A 24,001-nucleotide genomic window follows, 5' to 3' on the forward strand; every position below is an offset into this window, starting at 1 on the left:
TAGAGCTTACATTGTGATATGATGAACAAAGAAATTGTAGCGTGAAGGAGTGTGTACATATGGCGCAAGATTATATTATTATTCAAGCCGAAGAAGATGGTGTGCAATTAATCGGTTTAACGAGGGGAACAGACACAAAATTCCATCATTCTGAGAAGTTGGATAAAGGTGAAGTGATGATTGCGCAGTTCACAGAACACACATCGGCTATGAAGGTGCGAGGTAAAGCCTCCATCCATACGTCACATGGTGTCATCCATAGCGAAACACGTAAATAAAGGAATGAAATTAGTGATTGGAGTAGAGTCTATGAATGCAACAGACGCCCAAAAAGTAGTGGAACAATTTAAAACAGCAATTTTTAATGATGTTCGTCATAGCGCTTTACTAAGAAATACAGGTGAACCAAGAGTAGACGACAACCGCATGTTTTATCTATTACTTCCTTTCTTAAATGGTGAAAAACAAGACAGTGATGCAGTAATCGTAGGGATTGTACACGCGGCTTTAGCTGCTCACGATTTAATTGAGGAAAAGGATGCAACAACAAAAGAACAACAATTAATGGTTTTAGCAGGGGATTATTATAGTGGGCGCTATTATCAAATACTAGCCGAAACAGGTAATATTCGTTTGATACGCGCTTTATCTTCAGCAATTGTAGCACGCTGTGAACAAAAGGTACGAGGATATGAACAAGGTGCGATTACGTTCCAAGATTGGCTCATGTCAATCGAGATGGCTGAAACCGCTTTAATCGAAGCTTATTTTAACGAAAAATCTTTTACACAATACACGACAATTATGAAAAAAGGGATTTTGCTGATTCGCTTGTTTGAAGAGCAGCAAGCAATTGGACGATTAGCTGAGAAATTAAAAGTAAATGATGTGCAACGAGAGATTACAGATGCCATACAAGTTGTACAACAAAGATTTACTACTGAAGTGCAACAATCTGCCTTATCTTCAGAACTTAAAGAACTTGTGCTAAAGTGTGGCATGAAGAAAAGTGAGGTTTAACTCGTTATGGTAAAGACAAAAGAAGAACGTGTACATGAGGTATTCGAAAGCATTTCAGGCAATTACGATAAAATGAATAGCGTGATTAGTTTCCAAATGCATACTTTGTGGCGTAAAGATGTAATGAAGCGTATGCAAGTTAAAGAAGGGTCAAAAGCATTAGATGTTTGTTGTGGCACAGCTGACTGGACACTGACATTAGCAGATGCTGTTGGAGCTCAAGGTGAAGTCGTGGGCTTAGATTTTAGCGAAAATATGTTAAAAGTAGGCGAGCAAAAGACAGCTCATCTCCCACAAATTACGTTGATGCAAGGCAATGCGATGGCGCTGCCATTTGAAGATAATACTTTTGATTACGTTACAATAGGCTTTGGTTTACGTAACGTTCCCGACTATATGCAGACATTAAGTGAGATGTATCGCGTGCTAAAACCAGGCGGTATTTTAGTCTGTTTAGAAACATCTCAGCCCGAGCTACCTGTTTATCGTCAACTCTTCCGCTTTTACTTCCGCTTTGTCATGCCGATATTTGGTAAACTATTTGCTAAAAGCTATGATGAATATTCATGGTTACAAGAGTCAGCAAATGACTTTCCAGGTATGAAGCAACTTGCTCGTATGTATGCTACTACTGGCTTTGAACGTATTGAGTATAAAGGTTATAGCGGTGGAGCAGCAGCCATGCACTTAGGTTATAAACCAAAAAACTAATGGAGGAAGGATTTTTCAAGTGGAAAAGTTGAAGTTGAAGTTACTTTACGCTGATTTAAAATCAGATTTAGAAATTATTGAAAAAGAGCTCGAAAAAGCGTTGAACTCGTCTTCACACTTGCTAAACGATGCTTCACTCCATTTACTGCAAGCAGGTGGCAAAAGAATACGTCCCATCTTTGTATTGTTAGGAGCAAAGTTTGGAGACTATGATATTCAGCAAGTGAAAAATGTTGCTGTGCCATTAGAACTTATTCATATGGCATCTCTTGTACATGATGATGTTATTGATAACTCAGATATGCGCAGAGGGCGTGAAACAGTAAAAGCACAATGGAATAACCGCGTTGCAATGTATACAGGTGATTTTATTTTTGCGCGAGCGTTAACATATATGACAGAGTTAGACAATCAACGTCTCCATCAAATTTTGGCACATACGATGGTTGAGATTTGCAATGGCGAAGTGATTCAAATTGAAGATAAATTTATTGTAGATCAAAGTTTAAAAGATTATTTCCGCCGTATTAAACGTAAGACGGCATTATTAATCTCTTCAAGTTGTGAGTTAGGAGCTGTGGCAGCAGGTGCTACAGAAAAAGATGCTCGACACTTACGTCGGTTTGGTTATTTTGTAGGTATGAGCTTTCAAATTATTGACGATATTTTAGATATTATGGCAACAGATGAGGAACTTGGTAAACCAGCAGGCAGTGATTTATTACAAGGTAATATTACCCTACCGATTTTGTTAGCCTTACAAGATGAAGCAGTGCGTCCTTATATTGAAAAAGTTGTGGCACATGAGCAGTTATCTGAAGAAGATCGTCAAGCGATGCTAAAGAAATTACGTAAATCACCAGCGATTGCTGAAGCAAAAAAAGTAAGTGATAAATATTTACAAAAGGCATTGCGTGAAATTGAGCAATTACCTAAACATCCCACACGTAAAAAACTGCGAGACATCGCATTGTTCATGGGTAAACGTAAGTTTTAACATATGTATTGAACAATGTTAAATAGTTTGATACTATTTATCGGTAGGTGAAAAACCTCTTAGACGAACTAAAGGAGTTGTAAACAACAATGGCAATCGAAAAAACATTTTTAATGGTTAAACCAGACGGTGTAGAACGTCAATTAGTTGGCGATATCGTAGATCGCTTTGAACGTAAAGGTTTCACACTTTGTGAAGCAAAATTAATGACAATTACAGAAGACTTAGCTAAACAACACTATGCAGAGCACTCTGAGCGTCCATTCTTCGGCGAATTAGTAGACTTCATTACTTCTGGTCCTGTATTTGCAATGGTATGGGAAGGCGAGAACGTAATTTCAGTTGGTCGCTTAATGATGGGTGCTACAAACCCACTTGAGTCTGCGCCAGGAACAATCCGTGGTGACTACTCAACAACAGTATCTCACAACGTAATTCACGGTTCTGATTCATTTGCGTCAGCACAACGTGAAATCACATTATTCTTTGGTGAAGAAGCACTATAAGAGTAGAAATGTCGATAAAGCTATGTGCTTTGTCGGCTTTTTTTGTTTCGTAGTACAAAATATAGAAAACTTGGTTTCAGAATAATCATTTTTCAGCTATAATGGTACATACAATACAGCGAGAGGATAGATGTGTGAATGTCGGATTATCAACAATTCGTTGCAGGCATTAAACGAAAAACAGGTATTGACTTAGCCTTATATAAAGAAGCACAGATGAAGCGACGTTTAACTTCTTTATATGAAAAAAAAGGCTTCAAGAACTTTACTGATTTTTTACAAGCCGTAGAACGCGACCGCAATTTAATGAATGAATTTTTAGACCGTATGACGATTAACGTTTCAGAGTTTTATCGTAACGGAAAGCGTTGGGAAGTATTAGAGAATAAAATATTTCCAAGATTATTGCAAAATAGTCGTCGCTTAAAAATTTGGAGTGCAGCATGTTCCACTGGTGAAGAGCCATATTCTCTCGTAATGGTTTTATCAAAACATTTACCACTTTCTCAAATTCAAGTTGTGGCAACAGACCTAGACGAAAATGCGATTGCCAAAGCTAAGCGTGGTGTTTATCCAGAACGTTCATTAGCGGAAGTGCCAAATGATATTAAAGCAAAATACTTTGATAAAGATGGCGAGTTTTATTGTGTCAAAGAGGAAATTAAACGCTGCGTTACTTTTAAAAAACATAATTTATTAAACGATACATATGACAGCAACCATGATTTAATTGTTTGTCGTAATGTTATGATCTATTTTACAGAGGAAGCGAAAGATCAAATCTATCAAAACTTTAGCAAAGCGCTAAAGCCTGGCGGTGTATTATTCGTTGGTTCGACCGAACAAATTTTTTCACCAGCACGTTATAATTTTGAAGTGGAAGATACTTTCTTTTACCGAAAAATATAAACATAAAGCGCTCATCGCAATCGCGGTGTGCTTTTTTTATAAGATACAAAATGTTCATATAATTCAATGGGTTTTGAATAGTAGAGATTCATAAAAAACAGCACTGTTTTTTATGATAGATTATGTTATAGTGTAATACACATACTTTAGCGAGTTGAAGGAGGAAAGCGCAAATGCGTTATTTAACATCTGGAGAGTCACACGGCCCTCAATTAACAACTATTATTGAAGGATTACCTTCACAACTATCCATTTCATTAGATCAAATTAATCACGATTTAAAACGTCGACAAGGTGGGCATGGTCGAGGACGACGTATGCAGATTGAAACAGATACTGTAGAGATTGTTGGTGGTGTAAGACATGGTAAGACATTAGGTTCACCAGTGGCCCTAGTTGTAAAAAATGATGACTGGAAGCACTGGACTAAAATTATGGGGATTGAAGCGTTACCAGAAGACGTTGACCCGAACGAGATTAAACGACAAATTTCACGACCACGACCAGGGCATGCTGATTTAGTTGGTGGTATGAAATATGGGCATCGTGATTTACGTAATGTGTTAGAACGCTCTTCAGCACGTGAGACAACCGTACGCGTTGCTGTCGGTGCTGTTGCAAAATTACTATTACAAGAGTTAGGTATTCATATCGTAGCCCATGTAACTGAGATTGGTGGCATTAAAGCCGACCGAACATTAACAAATGGAAAATCTGTAGCAGAGATTCGAGCGATTATTGAAAATGACCCTTGTTATTGTTTAGATGCCAAGGCATCTGAAGAGATGGTGCAGTTAATAGACGAGACGAAGCATAATGGTGACACCATTGGTGGTGTCGTAGAAGTTATTATTGAAGGTATGCCAGCAGGTGTTGGTTCGTATGTCCATTATGACCGTAAATTAGATGGCAAGTTAGCACAAGCTATGCTAAGCATTAATGCTTTTAAAGGTGTGGAGTTTGGTGAAGGTTTTGAAGTAGCACGCTTAAAAGGTTCTGAAGTTCATGATGAGATTGTTTGGGATGAAAAATATGGTTATACACGCAGTACAAATCGTTTAGGTGGTTTAGAGGGTGGCATGACAACAGGTATGCCTATTGTTGTACGTGGTGTTATGAAGCCAATTCCAACCTTATACAAACCATTGCAAAGTGTCGATATTGAAACAAAAGAGCCTTTTGCGGCAAGTATTGAACGTTCAGATAGTTGTGCAGTACCAGCAGCATCTGTAGTGGCAGAGCATGTTATTGCCTGGGAAATTGCCACAGCTATTGTTGAACAATTTCATAGTGATCAAATGCCACAATTAAAAAGCCAAATTGAAGCTCAACGCCAATATGCGAAGGAGTTTTAATATGGAATGTGTGCAAGTAACAACTAAAGACCAAAACTACGATGTCTTCATTGGTACAGAGATGTTAGCTGAGGCATGGATATTATGTGATAATAAGGTAAAGCAAGCTGACCATATCTTTGTTTTCACAGATCAATCGGTCTGGGCAGCACAGCAATCATACTTTGAAAAAAACTTTGATTATCCTTTTGATGTTTTTATTTTTCCAGGAGGAGAATCAAGTAAAACTTTTGAGCAATATGAATTAGCACAAACTTTTTTATTACAGCAAAACGCGACAAGACAATCTTTAATTATTGCATTTGGCGGTGGAGCTATAGGTGATGTGACAGGGTTTGTTGCAGCTACTTATATGAGAGGGATTCCTTTTATTCAAGTTCCTACTACTATTTTAGCGCATGATAGTGCTGTTGGTGGCAAGACAGCAATCAATCACTCTTTAGGCAAAAATATGATTGGCGCTTTTTATCAACCACAAGCCGTTATTTATGATACACACCTTTTGAAAACATTACCAACTCGTGAAGTACGTTCTGGTATGGCAGAAGTAGTGAAGCATGCTTATTTATCCGATGAACAATGGCTTGCTACACTACTACATGAATCACAGCAAATCACTCCTTCATTGAATCATCATTTAAAAAGAGGGATTGAAGTAAAAGCAGCGATTGTATCACAAGATGAGACAGAACAATCCGTACGAAAATATTTGAACTTAGGGCACACATATGGGCATGCTGTAGAGGCAGCAGCAGGTTATGGCAAGCTAGCTCACGGTGAGGCTATTATGATTGGTCTAGTCTTTACCTTACTATTGAGTGAAACATATGGGGATATTTCACATGAGGATACCTTACAATTTGTACAGTATGCGTTGCGAAATGATTACCCTTTAGATGCCATTCATGATTATCCTTTTGACCAATTAGCCAACTACTTAATGAAGGATAAAAAAGTGGAGTATGGTGAGCTTAAATTTGTCTTACTAAAGGTTATTGGCCAACCTATAGTACAAACAATCACACTCGAAGAATGTCGCATAGTAGATGCGAAATTAAGAGCGATTATAAGGGAGGCTGCATTATGATACGTGGATTAAGAGGAGCGATTACGATCACGCAAGATGAGCCACAGCAAGTGTGGCAAGAGACAGCTAAACTTGTCCAAGCTATTGCAGAAGCTAATCAAATTGTAGCGGAACAAATTACATCTGTTATTATTTCAACAACACCAGATATTACATCTGCTTTTCCAGCACGTGCTGTGCGTGAAATGGAAGGATGGCAATTTGTGCCTGTAATGTGTATGCATGAGATGAATGTAGCAGGCGCATTACCTTTATGTATACGCGTATTAATCCATGCAGAAGTTGCAGTAGGGCAACAAGAAGTACAGCATATTTATTTGAATGATGCAATTAAATTACGACCAGATTTAGTAAATCGATAACGATAGAGGAGACGGTAGTCATGAAATGGAAACAACAAATACACGGAATGAAAGCTTATCAACCAGGTAAACCGATGGAAGAAGTAAAAGCAATGTACCAACTAGAAGAAGTTGTTAAATTAGCTTCTAATGAGAATCCATTCGGCTGTTCACCACAAGTAAAAGCCTATTTAGAAAATATGAATGTGGATCATGCGATTTATCCAGATGGTTATGCGCAAAGTTTGCGTACGATAATGGCAGACCATTTCAACATAAGTGAAGATATGCTGATATTTGGTAATGGTTCAGATGATTTAATCGCGATTATTACACGTGCTTTGTTGTATCCAGGTGTGAATACAGTGATGGCAACCCCATCATTTTCTCAATATAAACATAATGCTATCATTGAAGGAGCAGAAGTGAGAGAAATCCCGTTAATTAATGGGGCTCACGATTTACAAGCCATGCTAGCAGCTATTGACAAACAAACATCTGTTATTTGGATTTGTAGCCCAAACAACCCAACAGGTGTTGTTATTCCAGATAAAGCATTACGTACATTTTTACAACAAGTGCCAAAAGATGTGCTTGTCGTGTTAGATGAAGCTTATTGCGAATATGTACAAGATGAGGAGCATACATCAACCATCCCATTATTAGCAAAATATGATAATGTCATATCGTTACGTACCTTTTCAAAAGCTTATGGTTTAGCAGGTTTTCGTGTAGGATATGGCATTGCGCATCCCGCAATTATTGCTAAATTAGATCCTGTACGTGCACCATTTAATAATACCGTTCTAGGTCAAAATGTGGCTAAAATTGCGATTAAAGACCAAGCCTTTATTACACAATGTATAGAGGCCAATGAGGCTGGGAAACGACAATTTGAAGCATTTTGTGATAAACACGATTTACATTACTATCCTTCAGCAACAAACTTTATCTTATTTGAAATCAAAACAGATAGCGATATCGTATTTCAAAAACTAATGGAACGTGGTTTTATTGTGAGGAGCGGTAAGGCGCTAGGCGTCCCTAACTATTTACGTGTGACGATTGGTACAAAAGCACAAAATGAAGCCTTCTTTACGCAATTAGAGGCCGTGTTAGAGGAGCAAGGAGTGCTTGTATGACACGTAATGTATTAGTTATTGGCTTGGGGCTTATTGGTGGCTCGATTGCTTTAGCATTACAAAAAGCACCAGAGGTAAAGATTGTAGGCTATGACCAAGATGAAAATACCGCCAAACAAGCTGAAATGTTGAACGTGGTGCATGAGACAGTAATAGCACCAGAAATAGCGGCAAAAGATGCCGATGTGATTATTTTTGGCACGCCTGTAAATGCCACATTAGTTTGGCTCGACCAATTAAAGGATTGGCAGTTAAAATCAACGGTTATCATTACAGATACCGGAAGTACTAAAAAAGCAATTATGCAAAAAGCAGCGGAGTTACGTGCAAAAGGTATTACTTTTATAGGGGGACATCCGATGGCAGGGTCGCATAAAAGTGGTATTTTAGCGGCTAAGCCACATCTCTTTGAAAATGCCTATTATATGTTAACGCCATTAGCAGGTGAAGAAATTGTGCATATGGCAAAGCTTGAAAGCTTATTAAAATACACACATGCTAAAGTGGTAAGTGTATCCGCACATGAACATGATCATATGACGGCAGTAGTAAGTCATTTTCCGCATATTATTGCAGCCTCTCTTGTGCATCAATTACGCACAGAGGATGATAATTATCCTATGACCCGTTCATTAGCAGCGGGTGGTTTCAGAGATATTACCCGTATTGCTTCATCTAATCCGATTTTGTGGCGTGATATTACTTTGCAAAATCGCAAGGAATTATTAATGCAATTAAAGGATTGGCAAGCTGAGATGGGGAGAGTGCAACAATTACTAGAGCAGGGCGAGGCAGCAGATATTGAACAATACTTTGCCTCAGCTAAATCGGTGCGTGATGAGTTACCAGTTGGAGCAGGTGCTTTCTTTACACCATTTGACTTATATGTAGATGTGCCAGACTATGCAGGTGTAATCGCAGAAGTAATTGGGTATTTAGCAGATGAGGCAATCAGTATTACTAACTTGCGAATTGTCGAGTCTCGTGAGGATGTTTTTGGTGTGCTTGTCATTAGTTTTCAAACAGAAGAAGACCGGAAACGTGCTGCAAACTGCATTGAGAAACGAGCGAAATTTGAAACATATATATCGTAAAAAGAGGTGCTTGAATGTCAGAAAAAGTATTGCACTATAATCAGCCAGCGTTACAAGGTGCGTTACAAATCCCAGGAGATAAATCAGTATCTCACCGTTCTATTATGCTAGGTTCCATAGCAAAAGGTGTGACCACAGTAGAAGGCTTTTTACTTGGTGATGATTGTTTAGATACCATTGCATGTTTTAAAAAGCTAGGTGTAGAGATTCACGTAGAAGGCACAAATGTTAAAATTGAAAGCCCAGGTATAGATGGGTGGAGTGAACCGAGTGAAGTGTTATATACAGGGAATTCGGGCACGACTACACGCTTAATGCTTGGTATCTTATCAGGCACGAATGTACATGTCATTATGACTGGAGATAGTTCCATTGCTAAGCGCCCCATGAAGCGTGTGGTAGAGCCTCTTCGACTCATGAAGGCTGATATTCGAGGGAGAGCAGATGGACAATATACACCACTAGCCATTCAAGGCACAACATTGCAAGGCATTGATTATAAAATGCCAGTAGCAAGTGCTCAAGTAAAATCAGCTATTTTATTAGCAGGTTTACGCGCACAAGGCACAACAATAGTGAGAGAAGAAGTTGTATCAAGGGATCATACAGAGCGGATGTTACAACAATTTGGCGTACAGGTAGATGTGGCAGATGGTGTCGTGACATTAGAGGGGCAGCAGCAACTTACAGCGACTCATGTTACTGTACCAGGCGATATTTCTTCAGCAGCCTTCTTTTTAGGAGCAGGTGCTATTGTGCCAAATAGTGAGATTGTGTTAAAGAACGTAGGTATTAATCCGACACGTGATGGTATTATTGATGTTTTAAGAGCGATGGATGCAAATATTGAAGTTCATATCAATGATGAAGCCGTAATGGAACCTACTGCTTCTATCCATATTAGTACATCAACTTTACAAGGTACGACGATTGACGGCGCTTTAATTCCAAGGTTGATTGATGAGATTCCTTTAATTGCATTACTTGCTACACAAGCACAGGGCAGGACAGTTATTAAAGATGCGGAAGAGTTAAAAGTGAAAGAAACAGACCGCATACAAGCAGTAGTAGATGAGTTAAAGAAATTAGGAGCGACAATTGAAGCGACTCATGATGGTATGATTATTGAAGGGCCCACACCGTTACATGGTGCAAAATTACAATCGTACGGCGATCATCGCATTGGTATGATGAATGCGATTGCGGCATTATTAACAGAAGGTGCTGTGACAATAGATGATGTAGATTGTATTGCCATTAGTTATCCTGCTTTCTTTGAACATATCGATCAATTAATGAAATAATGAGAGTTGGAGTGAGAAGGATTTCTTTGCTCCAACTCTTTTCTTATGGTAATCTAATGTACTCAAGTGAGTGGACGGAAAGGAATAGGTGAATCATGCCAGCATATGAACAAATGCTACAAGTAATCGAAACAGGAAATTTACAATTACTACACCAACAATTAAGTCAATTTTTATTAGAGGCATCATTAGAGGAACAGTATGCTTTGTATGAACAGTTAGCACAGTTAGGTTTTTTACAAGAGGCAGATGAAGTATTACAACATCTTCAATTTTTATTGCCAGATGAACCACAATTGTTGATTGACCGCGCCATTGTATTAATGGAATTAGGACAAGAAGATGAGGCATTATCATTACTACTCGAAGTCGACCCAAAGAGTGAAGAGTATGTACAAGCACTGTTAACATTAGCAGATTATTACCAGATGCAAGGCTTATTTGAAGCGGCCGCTAAACGAATGGATGAGGCATTAACCATCTTACCCAATGAACCATTATTGCAATTCGCTAAGGCAGAACTATTATTTGAGACAGGACGTTTTTTAGAAGCTGCGCGTATTTATGAGGATTTGCATGCGCATAATGTGCAAGTGGATGATGTCTCACTCATTGAACGTTTAGCTGAAGTGTATCGCGCAGGAGCAGCTTATGAAACTGCATTACAATATTATAAACAGGCATTAGAACAAGAGTTAAAGCCAGATGTGTTGTTTGGAGCAGCATATGCAAGCTTTCAAGCTGGAGAATATCCTTATGCCATCACAACATTAGAACAGCTCAAAACATTAGACCCCGATTATTTCTCCGCTTATTTGCTATTAGCACAAAGCTATGAGATGGAAGAACAGGTAGAGCAAGCTTATAAGGCAATTCAAGAAGGTTTGACGCGTGATGAGTATGACAAAGCCTTGTATTTATATGCAGGGAAACTTGCTTTAAAGATGGGCAAAGCGCAGGAGGCAATACAATATTTACAAGAAGCCATTGCATTAGACCCCGAATATATGGAGGCAATTATTGTACTTATGTCTCTCTATCGTAAAGAAGAAAACTATGAGGCAATCATTCAACTGTATCAGGCATTAGAAAACGAACAATTTGACTGGTCAGCTCTCTATCCATTTATGGCTAAAGCTACAGAAGCGTTAGAATTGTATGATGAAGCAGCAAAGTGGTATGATTTAGCTTATCAGGACTTTGCAGAAGACGTAGCGTTTTTAGCTGAATATGTGTACTTTTTGATTGAAGAAGGCCACAGAGACCAAGCTCTTATTATAGCAAGAAAATTAGCACAAGAAGAACCTGCGATTGAAAATTGGCAACATTTAGTGGAGTCATTACAACAATAAAGGAGTAGAACGCAATGACAGCTGTATCATTACAAGATAAACGTTCATTCATCGAATGGTTTTTAGCGCATCATGACCTTGCCTTGCGAGAAGCGGTTTGGATTTTAAATTATTTATTAACAGATGATCAAACGTTAGCGCGTATTCATTTTGTAGAGCATTCCGAAGTATGCCCTAAAGGGATTTTTATTACAACAGAAGAAGATGTTAACTTGCCATTTCGTTATTATACAGAAGATGTATTAGTCGTAGATGCTGAAAAGGCTTTTCATGATATTCGCTTACATGAAGAAGAAATTTATGTTGAAGTATTATTTAAAGATGCTATGAAAAGCCCTCATTATGTCGCTGTGTTAGAAGACAATCCATTTATGCCAAAAGCAGAAGTAGACTATGGCATGTCTAAACTAGCCGAGGAATTATTACAGCACAATAATAAACAACATATTTTATCAGCCATTGACGAAGCACTTGATCGAGGCGATGCTGCAGCTTTCCATTATTGGAGCGAGAAACTACAACAACTTTAAATTCCACATAAATGTAACGTCTATGAAGGTGTAAATTATGGTATGTTAGTACATATCGAAATGCCTTTATAGGCGTTTTTCAGTTGGAGGGAAAGAACTATGCAATTTCATGCAAAGGATGTAAGTGATGTGTTAGCAAATAAAACATTTATCGACACGGTCATTGTGCCAGTGATTTCGATTGACTTTTCAGAGACAACAATGATTCAATCTAGTTCAGCTGCAGACTATATTACGAATCTCACAAATTTTATTGAGCATCAATTTAGAGGGAGAATTTTATTATTGCCTCCTATGACCTATGCGTCAGGTATAGATCAAACAGCACAATTAGCTCAGATGCAAGAAAAAATCATTGCTGCAGGTTTTAAACATGTATTTTTCATGACAAGTGAACATGAAATCCATAAACTAAATGAGCAATTTGCTGTGATTTGGTTACCTGCTATTCCATTGGAATCGATGGACAATAATATGAAGCAAAAAATTTTAGAAGATCAATTAGCAAAAGTAATTCCATTATTTACTGATAAATGGGCAAATCAAAACTGAATACATTCAATAAATGTTCACAAACTTGCCAAATGAATTGAATGCTATATTGACCTACCTATTTTATTGATATATCATGGATATGTCCTAGTATTACTATTTATTAAAAGTATGTCCGTTGGACTGACCTTTACGGTAGAGGGGGGAAAAAGATGAGTAACAATCGAGTTTCAAGACGCCAATTTTTAAACTACACATTAACGGGTGTAGGTGGATTTATGGCGGCAGGTATGCTAACGCCGATGATACGTTTTGCGATTGATCCTGTGTTACAACATAAAGGTGCAGGTGACTTCTTACCAACATCGCAAAAAGTAGCAGAACTTACTGACACACCAGTAAAAGTTAGCTTCTCATTTGAACAAGTAGATGCTTGGTATAAATCTGAAGTTTCAGCTATGGCGTGGGTGTATAAAGAAGGCGACAAAGTTATTGCTTTATCACCAGTTTGTAAACACTTAGGTTGTACAGTAGGTTGGGAAGGTAGTCCTAGCCACAAAAATGAATTCTTCTGTGCGTGTCACGCAGGTCGTTACACGAAAGATGGAGGTAACATTGAAGGTACGCCACCTCAAGGTCCATTAGATCAATACGAGGTAGAGGAAAAAGATGGACTTTTATATCTAGGTCCAATAATTCCAAATACGCTAGTTAAAAAATGATTATAAGGGGGTACGATATCAGTGCTAAACAAAATTTACGATTGGGTCGATGAACGACTAGATATTACACCGATTTGGCGTGATATTGCCGACCATGAAGTACCAGAACACGTAAACCCTGCCCATCACTTCTCTGCATTCGTATACTGTTTTGGTGGATTAACATTCTTCATCACAGTTATTCAAATTTTATCAGGTATGTTCTTAACAATGTACTACGTGCCTGACATTGAGAATGCTTGGAAATCCGTTTATTATTTACAAAACGAAGTAGCTGCCGGCGAAATCGTTCGTGGTATGCACCACTGGGGAGCTTCATTAGTAATTGTAATGATGTTCTTACATACACTTCGTGTATTCTTCACAGGTTCATATAAGAAACCTCGTGAATTAAACTGGATTGTTGGTGTAGGTATTTTTGGTGTTATGATTGGTTTAGGCTTCACAGGTTATTTATTACCATGGGATATGAAAGCGTTATTCGCGACTAAAGTAGGTCTAGAAATCGCAGGTTCTGTTCCATTTATTGGTGATATGATTAAAGTACTATTAGCGGGTGACACGACAATTATTGGTGCTCAAACGTTAACTCGTTTCTTTGCGATTCATGTATTCTTCTTGCCAGCAGCATTATTTGCATTGCTAGCAGCACACTTTATCATGATTCGTCGTCAAGGTATCTCTGGTCCACTATGATTGCTTGACAAAATAAATCGCATTTGAATTTTTAAAGGAGGGGACACCATGCATCGCGGAAAAGGAATGAAATTCGTTGGCGACTCACGTATTAAAGCGACTGGTCGTATGCAAAATCTTCCAAAAGATTATTCCGAATACCCAGGTAAGACAGAAGCGTTTTGGCCAGACTTCTTACTTAAAGAATGGATGGTAGGGGCAGTTTTCTTAATCGGTTATTTGATTTTAACAGTAGCGCATCCATCGCCACTTGAAGGTCCAGCTGACCCAACAAACGCAGGTTATATTCCATTACCTGACTGGTATTTCTTATTCGTATATCAATTATTAAAGTACTCATATGCTTCCGGTGCATATAACATTATCGGTGCGCTTGTAATGCCAGGTATTGCTTTCACAGCTTTACTATTAATGCCATTCTTAGATACTACGCCAGAGCGTCGTCCATCTAAGCGTCCGTTACCAACAGCATTTATGTTGTTATCAGTAGCAGCCATTTTCTATTTAACATGGGAATCAGTTGAGTACCATGACTGGGAAGCTGCAAAAGCACAAGGTGAAATTCAACCTAAAGATTTAGGATTACTACCAGATGTAGATCCTGAAGATCACAATGATTTACCAGGATACGAGATTTGGATGGATGAAACTGGTCCAGCTTCATCATGTATTGGATGTCACGCAACAGACTTATCAGGTAACTCAGGTCCAATGCTTCTTAACACAGGTTTAGATGCTGAGGAGATTGAAAAAATCGCTAAAGATGGCCGTGGCGGTATGCCAGCTGGCGCATTCGGTGGTACTGATGAAGAGTTGAAACAAGTAGCAGAATTTATTGCTGCACTTAAAGAAGAGAAATAATGTTCTGAGGATGTTACGATAAGTTGAATAACTTAACGTAGCATCTTTTTTAATACGAGGAGTTTTGAGATGGCTAGATTACAAGCACAAATTACATTTGTTATGACATCAAGATACTTTTTATGGTTGTTACTTATTGTCAATGCGTTAGGCACCGTTTATGGCTATTGGTGGTATGGCGGGCAATTAGCTGTCACAAAACCTATTTTTTATATTTTTGTACCCGATAGCCCAACAGCTAGTTTATTTTTTTGTTTTGTGTTAGTAGGCTGGCTTTTAGGAAAACAGTGGCGTCTAATGGAAGCCTTAGCACTAATTACGTTAGTGAAATATGGGATATGGGCAGTAGTAATGAATTTTTTATTGTTAAATGAGGTCGGCTTAATTGGACCTGATGGTTGGATGTTAGTTGTCTCTCACAGTGCCATGGCAATTCAAGCCGTGCTTTATATGGTCTATTATAGTTTCACATACAGACATGTGATCATCGCTGCTATTTGGACGTTACATAATGATGTTATTGATTATGTATTTAAACAAATGCCAAGTTATGGTCCTGTTAATCAGTATATGACCTATATTGGTTACTTTACATTTTGGCTTTCTATAGGCTGTATTGGTATAGCGATATATTGTATAAAAAAGCGCAGATTGGTTGCCCAAAAGATACCTAGCCATTAAAATAGAAGTAGAAATGGAAGAGGGAGAGAATAAAATTGTCATTAGGTTTGTACATCGTGTATTTCATCGTTATTATGCTGTTGCCCCTGTACGCACAAATGAAAGTAAAAAGCACATATCGCAAGTTTTCAGAAGTACATTCAACTTCTGGGATGACAGGTGCTGAAGTTGCAAGAAAAATATTAGACGAGAATGGTTTGTATGATGTTCGTGTTGTACCAAACCAAGGTTTTTTATCTGACCACTATAATCCAGCAACTAAAACTGTAGCATTGTCTGAAGATAACTTTTATGGTACAAGTGTTGCGGGGACAGCCGTTGCAGCTCATGAAGTAGGGCATGCGATTCAACATGCTGAGGCTTATAGTTTCTTAACATTACGTTCTAAGCTAGTGCCTGTTGCTAATATTTCTTCAAGTGCTTCTTGGATTTTTGTTATGATCGGTATTTTAGCATCGTCATCTAATATGCTGTTATTAGGTATTGTATTATTAGCAGCGGGTGTAGTATTCCAGATTGTTACATTGCCTGTTGAGTTTGATGCCTCAAACCGAGCAATGAATCAAATTGTTTCATTAAACATTATTCGTAATGAAGAAGAACGTAGTGCACGTAAAGTGTTAAATGCAGCAGCTATGACATATGTAGCAGCAACATTGGTAGCTGTGTTAGAGTTAGCACGTCTATTACTAATCTTCACAGGTATGCGTTCAGATGATTAATTTCATACAATAACGTTTTAAGGGTGTGATGCTAAATCGTAGGATTTAACATTATGCTCTTTTTTTAACGGTTTTACGAAAAAACATCCCTTCCCTCATCTTATGATGCCATAAAAAGGAACAAATGCCTTATGTATTTTGTCCAAGCATGAGAAACGCGTCATATGTTAGAACATATTATGACTTGTAATGTTTAAGTTTAGGAGGCAGTTAGTTATGGATTTCGTTCATCACGAATCAAGAGAGTTAGCTAGTGACTTTTATCACGTTGCGAATATGAGAAAAAGGGATACGTTGTTTGGAGTTTACGATATGTACTTTGTAATTCAAGTATAGGCAAGAATGTATGACTTTGATAAGCTATAGTATATAGTGTAAGGAGTGAGAATCATGACAAAACCAACTATGCAACAGCTTCAGCAACAAGTAGATGATTATATCGGGCAATTTAAAGAAGGCTATTTCCCCCCTTTTGAATTGCTAGCACGCCTAACAGAAGAGTTAGGCGAACTCTCTCGCGAAGTACAGCATGTTTATGGACAGAAAAAAAAGAAAATAACAGAAGAAGAAAATAGTATTGAAGAAGAATTAGGCGATTTTTTCTTTGTTTTAATTTGTTTTGCTAATGCACAAAATATACAACTAGACGAGGCACTTGCACGTGTATTACATAAATTTAATACAAGAGATCACAGTCGTTGGACAAGAAAGGACGAAGATGTATGATTAAAGTAGCAATTGCAGGTGCAAGAGGAAAGATGGGAATAGAAGCGGTACATACGATGACGAAGCAGCCTGACATTACATTAGTAAGTGTACTAGATTATAAAGAGATTGGGGCTACTCTACGTGCAACAGGTTTGTTTACATACGATGTGCCTGTTTACACAGATATGGCAACATTAGTAACAGAGACAAAGCCTGATGTCTTAATTGATTTAACGAGCCCACAAGCGGTATATGCCAACACAAAGCAAGCCTTACAATTAGGCGTGCGCCCTGTGGTTGGTACAACAGGTTTCACAGATGAACAATTAATAGAGCTAACTGCTTTAGCAGAGACCTCGCGTTTAGGTTGTATTATCGCACCAAATTTTGCGTTAGGTGCCGTTTTGATGATGAAGTTTGCACGAGAGGCTGCGCGCTATTTCCCTGACGTTGAGGTGATTGAAATGCATCATGACCAAAAATTAGATGCACCATCAGGAACAGGTATTAAAACGATGCAAATGATGCAAGAAGTGAGAGATGTAAAACAGCAAGGGCATCCTGATGAACATGAAACCATTGCTGGCGCAAGAGGCGGCAATGTTGACGGTATGCGTATCCACTCTGTGCGGTTACCTGGTTTAGTCGCTCATCAACAAGTGCTATTTGGCGGAGATGGGCAATTATTAACGCTTAGACATGATTCCTTCAATCGTGGTTCATTTATGTCAGGTGTTGTATTTTGTGTAGAGCAAGTGATGACAAAAGAGACATTAGTTTATGGCTTAGAAAATATTTTATAAAAGAGGAATTGTATGATGAATATTGCCTTAATCGCTCACGATCAAAAGAAAGAAAAGCTCGTCGAATTCACAATTGCTTACGAAGAAATATTACGAAAACACACCCTATTTGCTACAGGTACAACAGGTAAGCGTATTATGAATGCTACCACATTACAAATTCATCGTTTTCAATCAGGGCCTCTCGGTGGCGACCAACAAATTGGAGCAAAAATTGCTAATAATGAGATGGACATGGTAGTTTTCTTTCGCGATCCTCTCACTGCTCAGCCGCACGAGCCTGATGTTTCCGCATTAATGCGGTTATGTGATGTATATCATGTACCGTTAGCAACAAATATGGGCACAGCTGAAATTTTATTAAAAGGTTTACAAGCTGGTTTTGTGGACTGGCGTAAACATCATTAACATAAGTTGTAAGGAGTTTTTACATGCGCAAATTAAAAATCGGCATTACGTGCTATCCCACAGTGGGAGGGTCAGGTGTCATTGCAACAGAATTAGGCAAGCTTTTAGCAGAAAAGGGTCACGAAATACATTTTATCTCATCAAGCATGCCCTTTCGTTTGAATAAGCTTTACCCTAATATTTTTTTTCATGAAGTAACCGTTACGAATTATGCTGTGTTTCAATATGCTCCTTACGATATTGCATTAGCTAGCAAAATGGCAGACGTCATTCAAGATGAGGCGTTAGATGTGTTACATGTGCATTATGCGATCCCACATGCTGTATGTGCAGCTTTAGCAAAAGGGATGAGTAAGAGAGCTATTGGCATTGTTACCACACTACATGGGACAGATATTTCTGTTTTAGGGCAAGACTCTAATTTAGCTCGCGCTATTGAATACGGGATTGAACAATCTGACATTGTCACTAGCGTGTCACATGCTTTGAAACAACAAACATACGATTTAATTCAAACTAAGAAATCGATTGAGACCGTATATAATTTTGTTGATGAACATGAGTATCACCCTATTCATGCAGGTGACTTAAAACAACAATTAGGGATAAAAGCCGATGAGCGCGTGTTAATTCATGTTTCAAACTTTAGGAAAATTAAGCGAGTGGAAGATATTGTAGCAACATTTTGTAAGGTAAGGCAACATCAGGCTGTAAAATTACTGCTTGTTGGTGATGGTCCTGAAAAGCAACGCATTATGGATTGTGTTCGTTTATCCCCTTATGCTGCTGATGTGTTGTTTTTAGGTAAGCAAGAAAGCCTCGTTGAGTTATATGCGATTAGTGATGTTAAGTTATTGATGTCAGAAAAGGAATCATTTGGTTTAGTCTTGCTAGAGGCAATGGCGTGTGGTGTGCCGTGTGTAGGTACAAATATCGGAGGTATTCCGGAAGTTATATGTGATGGTAAAGATGGTTATATTGTGCCATTAGGTGATACAGCCTTGGCAGCTAATCGCATTTTACAACTTCTACAAGATGACACATTGCATGAAGCTTTTTGTGAGGCAGCTGTGCGCAGTGTGTATGATCATTTTCATTCTAGTAAAATCGTTGCCGAATATGAAAAACTCTATTATGACGTGGTAGCAAAGTATGCAACAAAGTAAGGAATGGCAAGCAGCATATGACATTATTGAAGTGCTAGAAGGTGCACAACATGAAGCCTATATTGTAGGGGGAGCTGTTAGGGATACTTTATTGGGCAAAAAAGTGCATGATGTGGATGTGACAACAAGTGCCACTCCGTATGAAGTGAAAGCCTTATTTACAGCTACGGTGGATGTAGGAATTGAACACGGTACGGTACTTGTCATTCATCCGTTAAGTGCTATAGAAGTCACTACTTTTAGAACAGACGGCGAATATCGAGACCACCGTCGCCCCAATGAAGTCACATTTGTGCGCAGTTTATCTGAAGATTTAGCAAGACGAGATTTTACAATTAATGCGATGGCATTAACACGACAACACCAAGTTATTGATCTATTTCATGGTCAACAAGATATAAAAAAAGGTATTATTCGAGCGGTTGGTGATGCCCATGCGCGCTTTTCAGAAGATGCTTTACGCATGCTACGCGCTGTGCGCTTTGCGGCACAGCTGCGCTTTGTTATTGCACCTATTACTAAACAAGCTATAAAAGATTGTGCCTATGATTTAACACATATTGCAGTAGAGCGCATTAAAATGGAGTTAGATAAAGCGATGCTTGGAGATATGGGTATTGCTGTGCAACTACTACAAGAGACGACATTAGACCATTATTTAACAGGGCAATGGCTTGTAGAGCAATGGCGTGGCTTTCAAATAGATGAAGCACAGCTAGGATGGGCTTATTTTTGTTATTGTAATGAACCGGAAGTAGCGTCTATTTTAGCTGCATATCGCTTCTCAAACAAAGAAAAGCAATTTATTAAAGATGTGTTGGCAGCTACGCACCAGCGTATAACAGATGGTTATACAGTGATGGATTATTATCAGTATAGTGAACGAGTTCTTTTGGGAGCAGCCAAAATTGCTTACCATCGTTTTAAGATTCCAGTAGAGAGTGATAAGATTAAAAACAATAAAAGTAATTTACCACTCAAAAATCGACAAGCATTAGCTGTCACAGGCTATGATTTACAAGTATGGTGCAATAAAAAACCTGGCAAATGGTTAAAAGAGGCGCTAAATGATATTGAGCGAGCAGTGCTTTACGGTGACGTCTTAAATGATAAACAACAAATAAAGGAATGGTATTGCAATGACATCAATGAAAGATAAAATTGTAAAAAAATTACTTGCTTCTAACGGAGAAGCGGTTTCTGGTCAACAATTAGCAGATGAGTTTAATGTGTCGCGTACAGCAATTTGGAAACATATGAAAACTTTACAAGAAGAGGGCTATTCTTTTGAAACGATTAAGAAAAAAGGTTATGTGTTAACAGGGGTACCGAATACAGTGACAGCAGCTCAAATTAAAGCAGAATTACAAACCGAACAATTTGGGCAAGATATTTATTATTATGATGTGGTTGACTCTACACAAAATATTGCCCATCGTTTAGCTCAAGACGGCGCTAAGCATGGAACGGTAGTTATTAGCGAAGAGCAAACAGCAGGCAAAGGACGATTAATGCGTCCTTGGGAATCGACGCGCCAAAAAGGGATTTGGTTAACGGTTATTTTACGCCCTGACGTACCACCACATCGTGCACCACAATTCACACTCGTTACAGCTGTTGCAGTGGTACAGGCTTTGCAAGAGCTACTTGTACAAGCAAAGCCACAAATTAAATGGCCAAATGATGTGTTAATTAATGGTAAGAAATGTACAGGTATTTTAACGGAAATGCAAGCCGAATCAGATGTTATCCAAGCTCTATTGATAGGCATAGGAATCAATGTGAGTCAAAGTGAAGCAGATTTCCCTAAAGAGTTACAATCAATTGCAACCTCACTCAAGTTAGAAGAAGGCATTGATATAGACCGTTCGAAATTAATTGCTACATTGTTACATAAGCTTGAAATTTACACAGCCCTTTATGTGACAGACGGTTTTGATCAAATTCGTAAACTATGGGAAGCAAACTCCTGCACTATTGGTCAGCGTTTAGAAGTGACAACAGCTCGCGAAACATTTATAGGTGAAGCCATTGGCATTACGAATGATGGCGTTTTACGTGTGCAAAAAGATGATGGCGAAGTAAAAGAGATTTATACAGCGGATATTAAAATTTTATAATGGCGAAGGTTAGTAGCTTTTGTTATAGTGTGAGTAGGACTGTATCGTGAGAACAGTACCTACTCTTTTTTATGATAAAAAAATCTGCCTTGATCATACAAATGACAGGGACGGAAGAAAACAGCGCATAGGATTACACGCTACCCTTCTGTCTATTTTTACGCAGAAGGTTTTTTGTTTTCTTCCCTTAATGGAGGAGGAACATAATGAAAACAACACAAGATTTCATTACTATGAAACAAACAGGAGAAAAAATCGTGATGCTAACAGCTTATGATTATCCCTCTGCTCGCCAAGCAGAAGAAGCGAATGTAGACATGATTTTAGTAGGCGATTCTTTAGGTATGGTCGTATTAGGTTACGACTCAACAGTACCAGTAACTGTACAAGATATGATACATCATGCGAAGGCAGTAAAGCGTGGAGCACCGAATCGCTTTATTGTAGTAGATATGCCATTTGCCTCTTATCATGGTAACTTACAAACAACAATGCAAACAGCAGCCCATATGATGCAAACCACATTTGCTAACGCGTTGAAGCTTGAAGGTGCTGGCACTGTCATTGATACGATGGCTCATTTAACTTCGGCAGGCATACCTTGTGTAGCGCATTTAGGATTGCTGCCCCAATCAGCGCAAGTGCAAGGTGGCTATAAAGTACAAGGGCGCTCAGCACAGGCAGCTGAGCAATTGCTAAAAGATGCTAAAGCCTGTGAGAAAGCAGGAGTGATAGCTATTGTACTGGAGTGTGTACCCCATCAATTAGCGAAAATGGTAACAGATTCTGTTACGATTCCTGTCATTGGCATTGGTGCGGGTAAGGATGTCGATGGTCAAGTTCTCGTTTATCATGATGTACTAGGCTATGGCAACCATCATGTACCGAAGTTTGTAGCGCAATATGCACAGGTTGAGCCGATTATGTTAAAGGGCATTAATGAGTATGTAGCACAGGTACGCACGCAACAATTCCCCACATTGCGCCATAGCTTTTCTATGAAAGAAGAAACTTTACAAGCACTTTATGGAGGCACAAAGGCATGAAGGTTATTACAACAATTGGGGATATGAAAGCGGTTATTAACAAACATCATCATCAGACGATAGGGTTAGTACCTACAATGGGCTACTTACATGAAGGGCATGTAGCATTAGTTACACAAGCTAAAAAAGAAAATGATATTGTCGTCATGAGTATTTTTGTTAACCCAACACAGTTTGGGCCTAACGAAGACTTTGAAAGCTACCCAAGAGATTTCGACAGGGATGTAATGTTAGCTACCGAAGCGGGTGTAGATTATATCTTTGCACCAAGTGTGACAGAGATGTACCCACGTACTTCTAGTTTACACTTGCATGTAGGTGAGATGGCACAAACATTGTGCGGCGCTTCACGACCAAATCATTTTGACGGGGTGGTGCAAATTGTCACCAAGTTATTGCATATTATTGAGCCTACCCATGCTTACTTTGGACAAAAGGATGCGCAACAATTAGCCATTATTGAAGCCTTGGTGAGAGATTATAATTTCCCTGTTATTATTCGTTCTGTGCCGATTATTCGAGAAGCGGACGGACTAGCCAAGTCATCGCGTAATGTGTATTTAACACCAATAGAAAGACAACAAGCTCCTGTTATTTATGCAACATTGCAACAAATACAAAATGAGGTATGGACAATTGCTGAAGGAATTGCCCATATTGAAAAAGTAACAACAGGTAAAGTGGATTATTTAACAAAACTCAGCTATCCAGATTTAACGAAGCCAACAGCTGAAACAACAGCATTTATTCTAGCTGCAGCGGTATATATCGGAACAACGAGGTTGATTGACAATGTGATTTGGGAGGTGACAGCATGTTGCGCACAATGATGCATGCAAAGATTCATCGAGCGAGTGTAACAGAAGCAAACTTAAATTATGTTGGCTCTATTACGATTGATATCGCACTTTTAGAAGCTGTAGGTATTTTGCCAAATGAATTAGTTGCTGTTGTTAATAATAATAACGGGGCTAGATTTGAAACGTATACGATTGCTGGAGCGCGAGGCAGTGGTGTCATTTGTGTTAATGGTGCAGCAGCAAGACTTGTACAACCAAGTGATATTATTATTATTATTGCTTATGGTCAAATGACAACAGAAGAAGCTAAGCAACTACAACCTAAAGTCGCTGTTATGAATGCAGACAATACCATTAAAGAAATGATTAACTATGAACCGCCACTCACAATAGGATAATAAGAGGATGTGCCTAAAATAGGGCACATC

29 protein-coding genes are annotated in these 24,001 nt (G+C 38.6%); all 29 read left to right on the top strand.

The window, feature by feature from the left end:
- Nucleotides 1-59 precede the first annotated feature (59 nt).
- The 29 genes from mtrB to panD all read left to right on the top strand — a co-directional run bounded on the left by mtrB (nt 60) and on the right by panD (nt 23,971).
- Nucleotides 60-278, top strand: a complete 219-nt coding sequence (gene mtrB / locus IEW44_RS04840) for a trp RNA-binding attenuation protein MtrB (RefSeq protein WP_188613913.1) — start codon at nt 60-62, stop codon at nt 276-278.
- 31 nt (nt 279-309) lie between these two features.
- A complete protein-coding gene (locus tag IEW44_RS04845; protein ID WP_188613914.1) occupies nt 310-1,020 on the top strand; it encodes a heptaprenyl diphosphate synthase component 1 in 711 nt (236 codons plus the stop codon).
- 6 nt (nt 1,021-1,026) lie between these two features.
- A complete protein-coding gene (locus tag IEW44_RS04850; RefSeq protein ID WP_188613915.1) occupies nt 1,027-1,731 on the top strand; it encodes a demethylmenaquinone methyltransferase in 705 nt (234 codons plus the stop codon).
- A 19-nt stretch (nt 1,732-1,750) separates the two neighbouring features.
- Nucleotides 1,751-2,728 carry a heptaprenyl diphosphate synthase component II gene (gene hepT / locus IEW44_RS04855; protein WP_188613916.1) on the top strand — a complete coding sequence of 326 codons (978 nt, stop codon included), beginning with the start codon at nt 1,751-1,753 and terminating at the stop codon, nt 2,726-2,728.
- An 89-nt stretch (nt 2,729-2,817) separates the two neighbouring features.
- A complete protein-coding gene (ndk, locus tag IEW44_RS04860) occupies nt 2,818-3,234 on the top strand; it encodes a nucleoside-diphosphate kinase (RefSeq protein ID WP_188613917.1) in 417 nt (138 codons plus the stop codon).
- Nucleotides 3,235-3,372: 138 nt separating this feature from the next.
- On the top strand, nt 3,373-4,143 hold the full coding sequence (locus IEW44_RS04865) for a CheR family methyltransferase (protein ID WP_188613918.1): 771 nt from the start codon (nt 3,373-3,375) through the stop codon (nt 4,141-4,143).
- Nucleotides 4,144-4,316: 173 nt separating this feature from the next.
- Nucleotides 4,317-5,498: a chorismate synthase gene (gene aroC / locus IEW44_RS04870; RefSeq protein WP_188613919.1), complete on the top strand. Its 1,182-nt coding sequence runs from the start codon at nt 4,317-4,319 to the stop codon at nt 5,496-5,498.
- 1 nt (nt 5,499) lies between these two features.
- The gene (gene aroB, locus IEW44_RS04875) at nt 5,500-6,585 is read left to right on the top strand and encodes a 3-dehydroquinate synthase (protein ID WP_188613920.1); all 1,086 of its coding nucleotides are present in this window, start codon (nt 5,500-5,502) and stop codon (nt 6,583-6,585) included.
- On the top strand, nt 6,582-6,947 hold the full coding sequence (aroH, locus tag IEW44_RS04880) for a chorismate mutase (protein ID WP_188613921.1): 366 nt from the start codon (nt 6,582-6,584) through the stop codon (nt 6,945-6,947). The genes aroB and aroH overlap by 4 nt, the downstream gene beginning before the upstream one ends.
- Nucleotides 6,948-6,967: 20 nt before the next feature.
- Complete coding sequence (hisC, locus tag IEW44_RS04885; RefSeq protein WP_188613922.1) at nt 6,968-8,068, top strand: histidinol-phosphate transaminase; 1,101 nt, start codon at nt 6,968-6,970, stop codon at nt 8,066-8,068.
- The gene (locus tag IEW44_RS04890; RefSeq protein ID WP_188613923.1) at nt 8,065-9,162 is read left to right on the top strand and encodes a prephenate dehydrogenase; all 1,098 of its coding nucleotides are present in this window, start codon (nt 8,065-8,067) and stop codon (nt 9,160-9,162) included. The genes hisC and IEW44_RS04890 overlap by 4 nt, the downstream gene beginning before the upstream one ends.
- A gap of 14 nt (nt 9,163-9,176) precedes the next feature.
- A complete protein-coding gene (aroA, locus tag IEW44_RS04895) occupies nt 9,177-10,466 on the top strand; it encodes a 3-phosphoshikimate 1-carboxyvinyltransferase (protein ID WP_188613924.1) in 1,290 nt (429 codons plus the stop codon).
- 95 nt (nt 10,467-10,561) lie between these two features.
- Complete coding sequence (locus tag IEW44_RS04900) at nt 10,562-11,818, top strand: tetratricopeptide repeat protein (protein ID WP_188613925.1); 1,257 nt, start codon at nt 10,562-10,564, stop codon at nt 11,816-11,818.
- Nucleotides 11,819-11,832: 14 nt separating this feature from the next.
- Nucleotides 11,833-12,348: a ReoY family proteolytic degradation factor gene (locus tag IEW44_RS04905; RefSeq protein WP_188613926.1), complete on the top strand. Its 516-nt coding sequence runs from the start codon at nt 11,833-11,835 to the stop codon at nt 12,346-12,348.
- A 99-nt stretch (nt 12,349-12,447) separates the two neighbouring features.
- A complete protein-coding gene (locus IEW44_RS04910; protein ID WP_188613927.1) occupies nt 12,448-12,900 on the top strand; it encodes a DUF2487 family protein in 453 nt (150 codons plus the stop codon).
- Between the two features lie 152 nt (nt 12,901-13,052).
- Nucleotides 13,053-13,562, top strand: coding sequence for a Rieske (2Fe-2S) protein (locus tag IEW44_RS04915; RefSeq protein WP_188613928.1), 510 nt, complete (start codon nt 13,053-13,055; stop codon nt 13,560-13,562).
- Nucleotides 13,563-13,583: 21 nt separating this feature from the next.
- Nucleotides 13,584-14,258: a menaquinol-cytochrome c reductase cytochrome b subunit gene (gene qcrB, locus IEW44_RS04920; protein WP_188613929.1), complete on the top strand. Its 675-nt coding sequence runs from the start codon at nt 13,584-13,586 to the stop codon at nt 14,256-14,258.
- A gap of 48 nt (nt 14,259-14,306) precedes the next feature.
- On the top strand, nt 14,307-15,119 hold the full coding sequence (locus tag IEW44_RS04925; RefSeq protein ID WP_188613930.1) for a menaquinol-cytochrome c reductase cytochrome b/c subunit: 813 nt from the start codon (nt 14,307-14,309) through the stop codon (nt 15,117-15,119).
- A gap of 69 nt (nt 15,120-15,188) precedes the next feature.
- A complete protein-coding gene (lhaT, locus tag IEW44_RS04930; RefSeq protein ID WP_188613931.1) occupies nt 15,189-15,800 on the top strand; it encodes a lipoprotein heptaprenylglyceryl N-acetyltransferase LhaT in 612 nt (203 codons plus the stop codon).
- Nucleotides 15,801-15,874: 74 nt separating this feature from the next.
- Complete coding sequence (locus IEW44_RS04935; RefSeq protein ID WP_229704178.1) at nt 15,875-16,522, top strand: zinc metallopeptidase; 648 nt, start codon at nt 15,875-15,877, stop codon at nt 16,520-16,522.
- Nucleotides 16,523-16,912: 390 nt separating this feature from the next.
- Nucleotides 16,913-17,248: a nucleotide pyrophosphohydrolase gene (locus IEW44_RS04940; protein WP_373286128.1), complete on the top strand. Its 336-nt coding sequence runs from the start codon at nt 16,913-16,915 to the stop codon at nt 17,246-17,248.
- Nucleotides 17,245-18,033 carry a 4-hydroxy-tetrahydrodipicolinate reductase gene (gene dapB, locus IEW44_RS04945; RefSeq protein ID WP_188613933.1) on the top strand — a complete coding sequence of 263 codons (789 nt, stop codon included), beginning with the start codon at nt 17,245-17,247 and terminating at the stop codon, nt 18,031-18,033. Before IEW44_RS04940 ends, dapB begins: the two co-directional genes overlap by 4 nt.
- 15 nt (nt 18,034-18,048) lie before the next feature.
- The gene (mgsA, locus tag IEW44_RS04950; protein WP_188614201.1) at nt 18,049-18,441 is read left to right on the top strand and encodes a methylglyoxal synthase; all 393 of its coding nucleotides are present in this window, start codon (nt 18,049-18,051) and stop codon (nt 18,439-18,441) included.
- A gap of 23 nt (nt 18,442-18,464) precedes the next feature.
- On the top strand, nt 18,465-19,607 hold the full coding sequence (gene bshA / locus IEW44_RS04955; RefSeq protein ID WP_188613934.1) for an N-acetyl-alpha-D-glucosaminyl L-malate synthase BshA: 1,143 nt from the start codon (nt 18,465-18,467) through the stop codon (nt 19,605-19,607).
- Nucleotides 19,594-20,766, top strand: a complete 1,173-nt coding sequence (locus IEW44_RS04960; RefSeq protein WP_188613935.1) for a CCA tRNA nucleotidyltransferase — start codon at nt 19,594-19,596, stop codon at nt 20,764-20,766. The genes bshA and IEW44_RS04960 overlap by 14 nt, the downstream gene beginning before the upstream one ends.
- Entirely contained in the window at nt 20,747-21,727 is a 981-nt protein-coding gene (locus IEW44_RS04965) for a biotin--[acetyl-CoA-carboxylase] ligase (protein WP_188613936.1), read from the top strand. Before IEW44_RS04960 ends, IEW44_RS04965 begins: the two co-directional genes overlap by 20 nt.
- Nucleotides 21,728-21,933: 206 nt before the next feature.
- Complete coding sequence (panB, locus tag IEW44_RS04970) at nt 21,934-22,773, top strand: 3-methyl-2-oxobutanoate hydroxymethyltransferase (RefSeq protein WP_188613937.1); 840 nt, start codon at nt 21,934-21,936, stop codon at nt 22,771-22,773.
- The gene (panC, locus tag IEW44_RS04975) at nt 22,770-23,603 is read left to right on the top strand and encodes a pantoate--beta-alanine ligase (protein WP_188613938.1); all 834 of its coding nucleotides are present in this window, start codon (nt 22,770-22,772) and stop codon (nt 23,601-23,603) included. The genes panB and panC overlap by 4 nt, the downstream gene beginning before the upstream one ends.
- Nucleotides 23,588-23,971: an aspartate 1-decarboxylase gene (gene panD / locus IEW44_RS04980; protein WP_188613939.1), complete on the top strand. Its 384-nt coding sequence runs from the start codon at nt 23,588-23,590 to the stop codon at nt 23,969-23,971. Before panC ends, panD begins: the two co-directional genes overlap by 16 nt.
- Nucleotides 23,972-24,001 lie beyond the last annotated feature (30 nt).

It is taken from the genome of Lysinibacillus alkalisoli (assembly GCF_014643595.1).
GTDB classification, from domain to species: Bacteria; Bacillota; Bacilli; order Bacillales_A; family Planococcaceae; genus Metalysinibacillus; species Metalysinibacillus alkalisoli.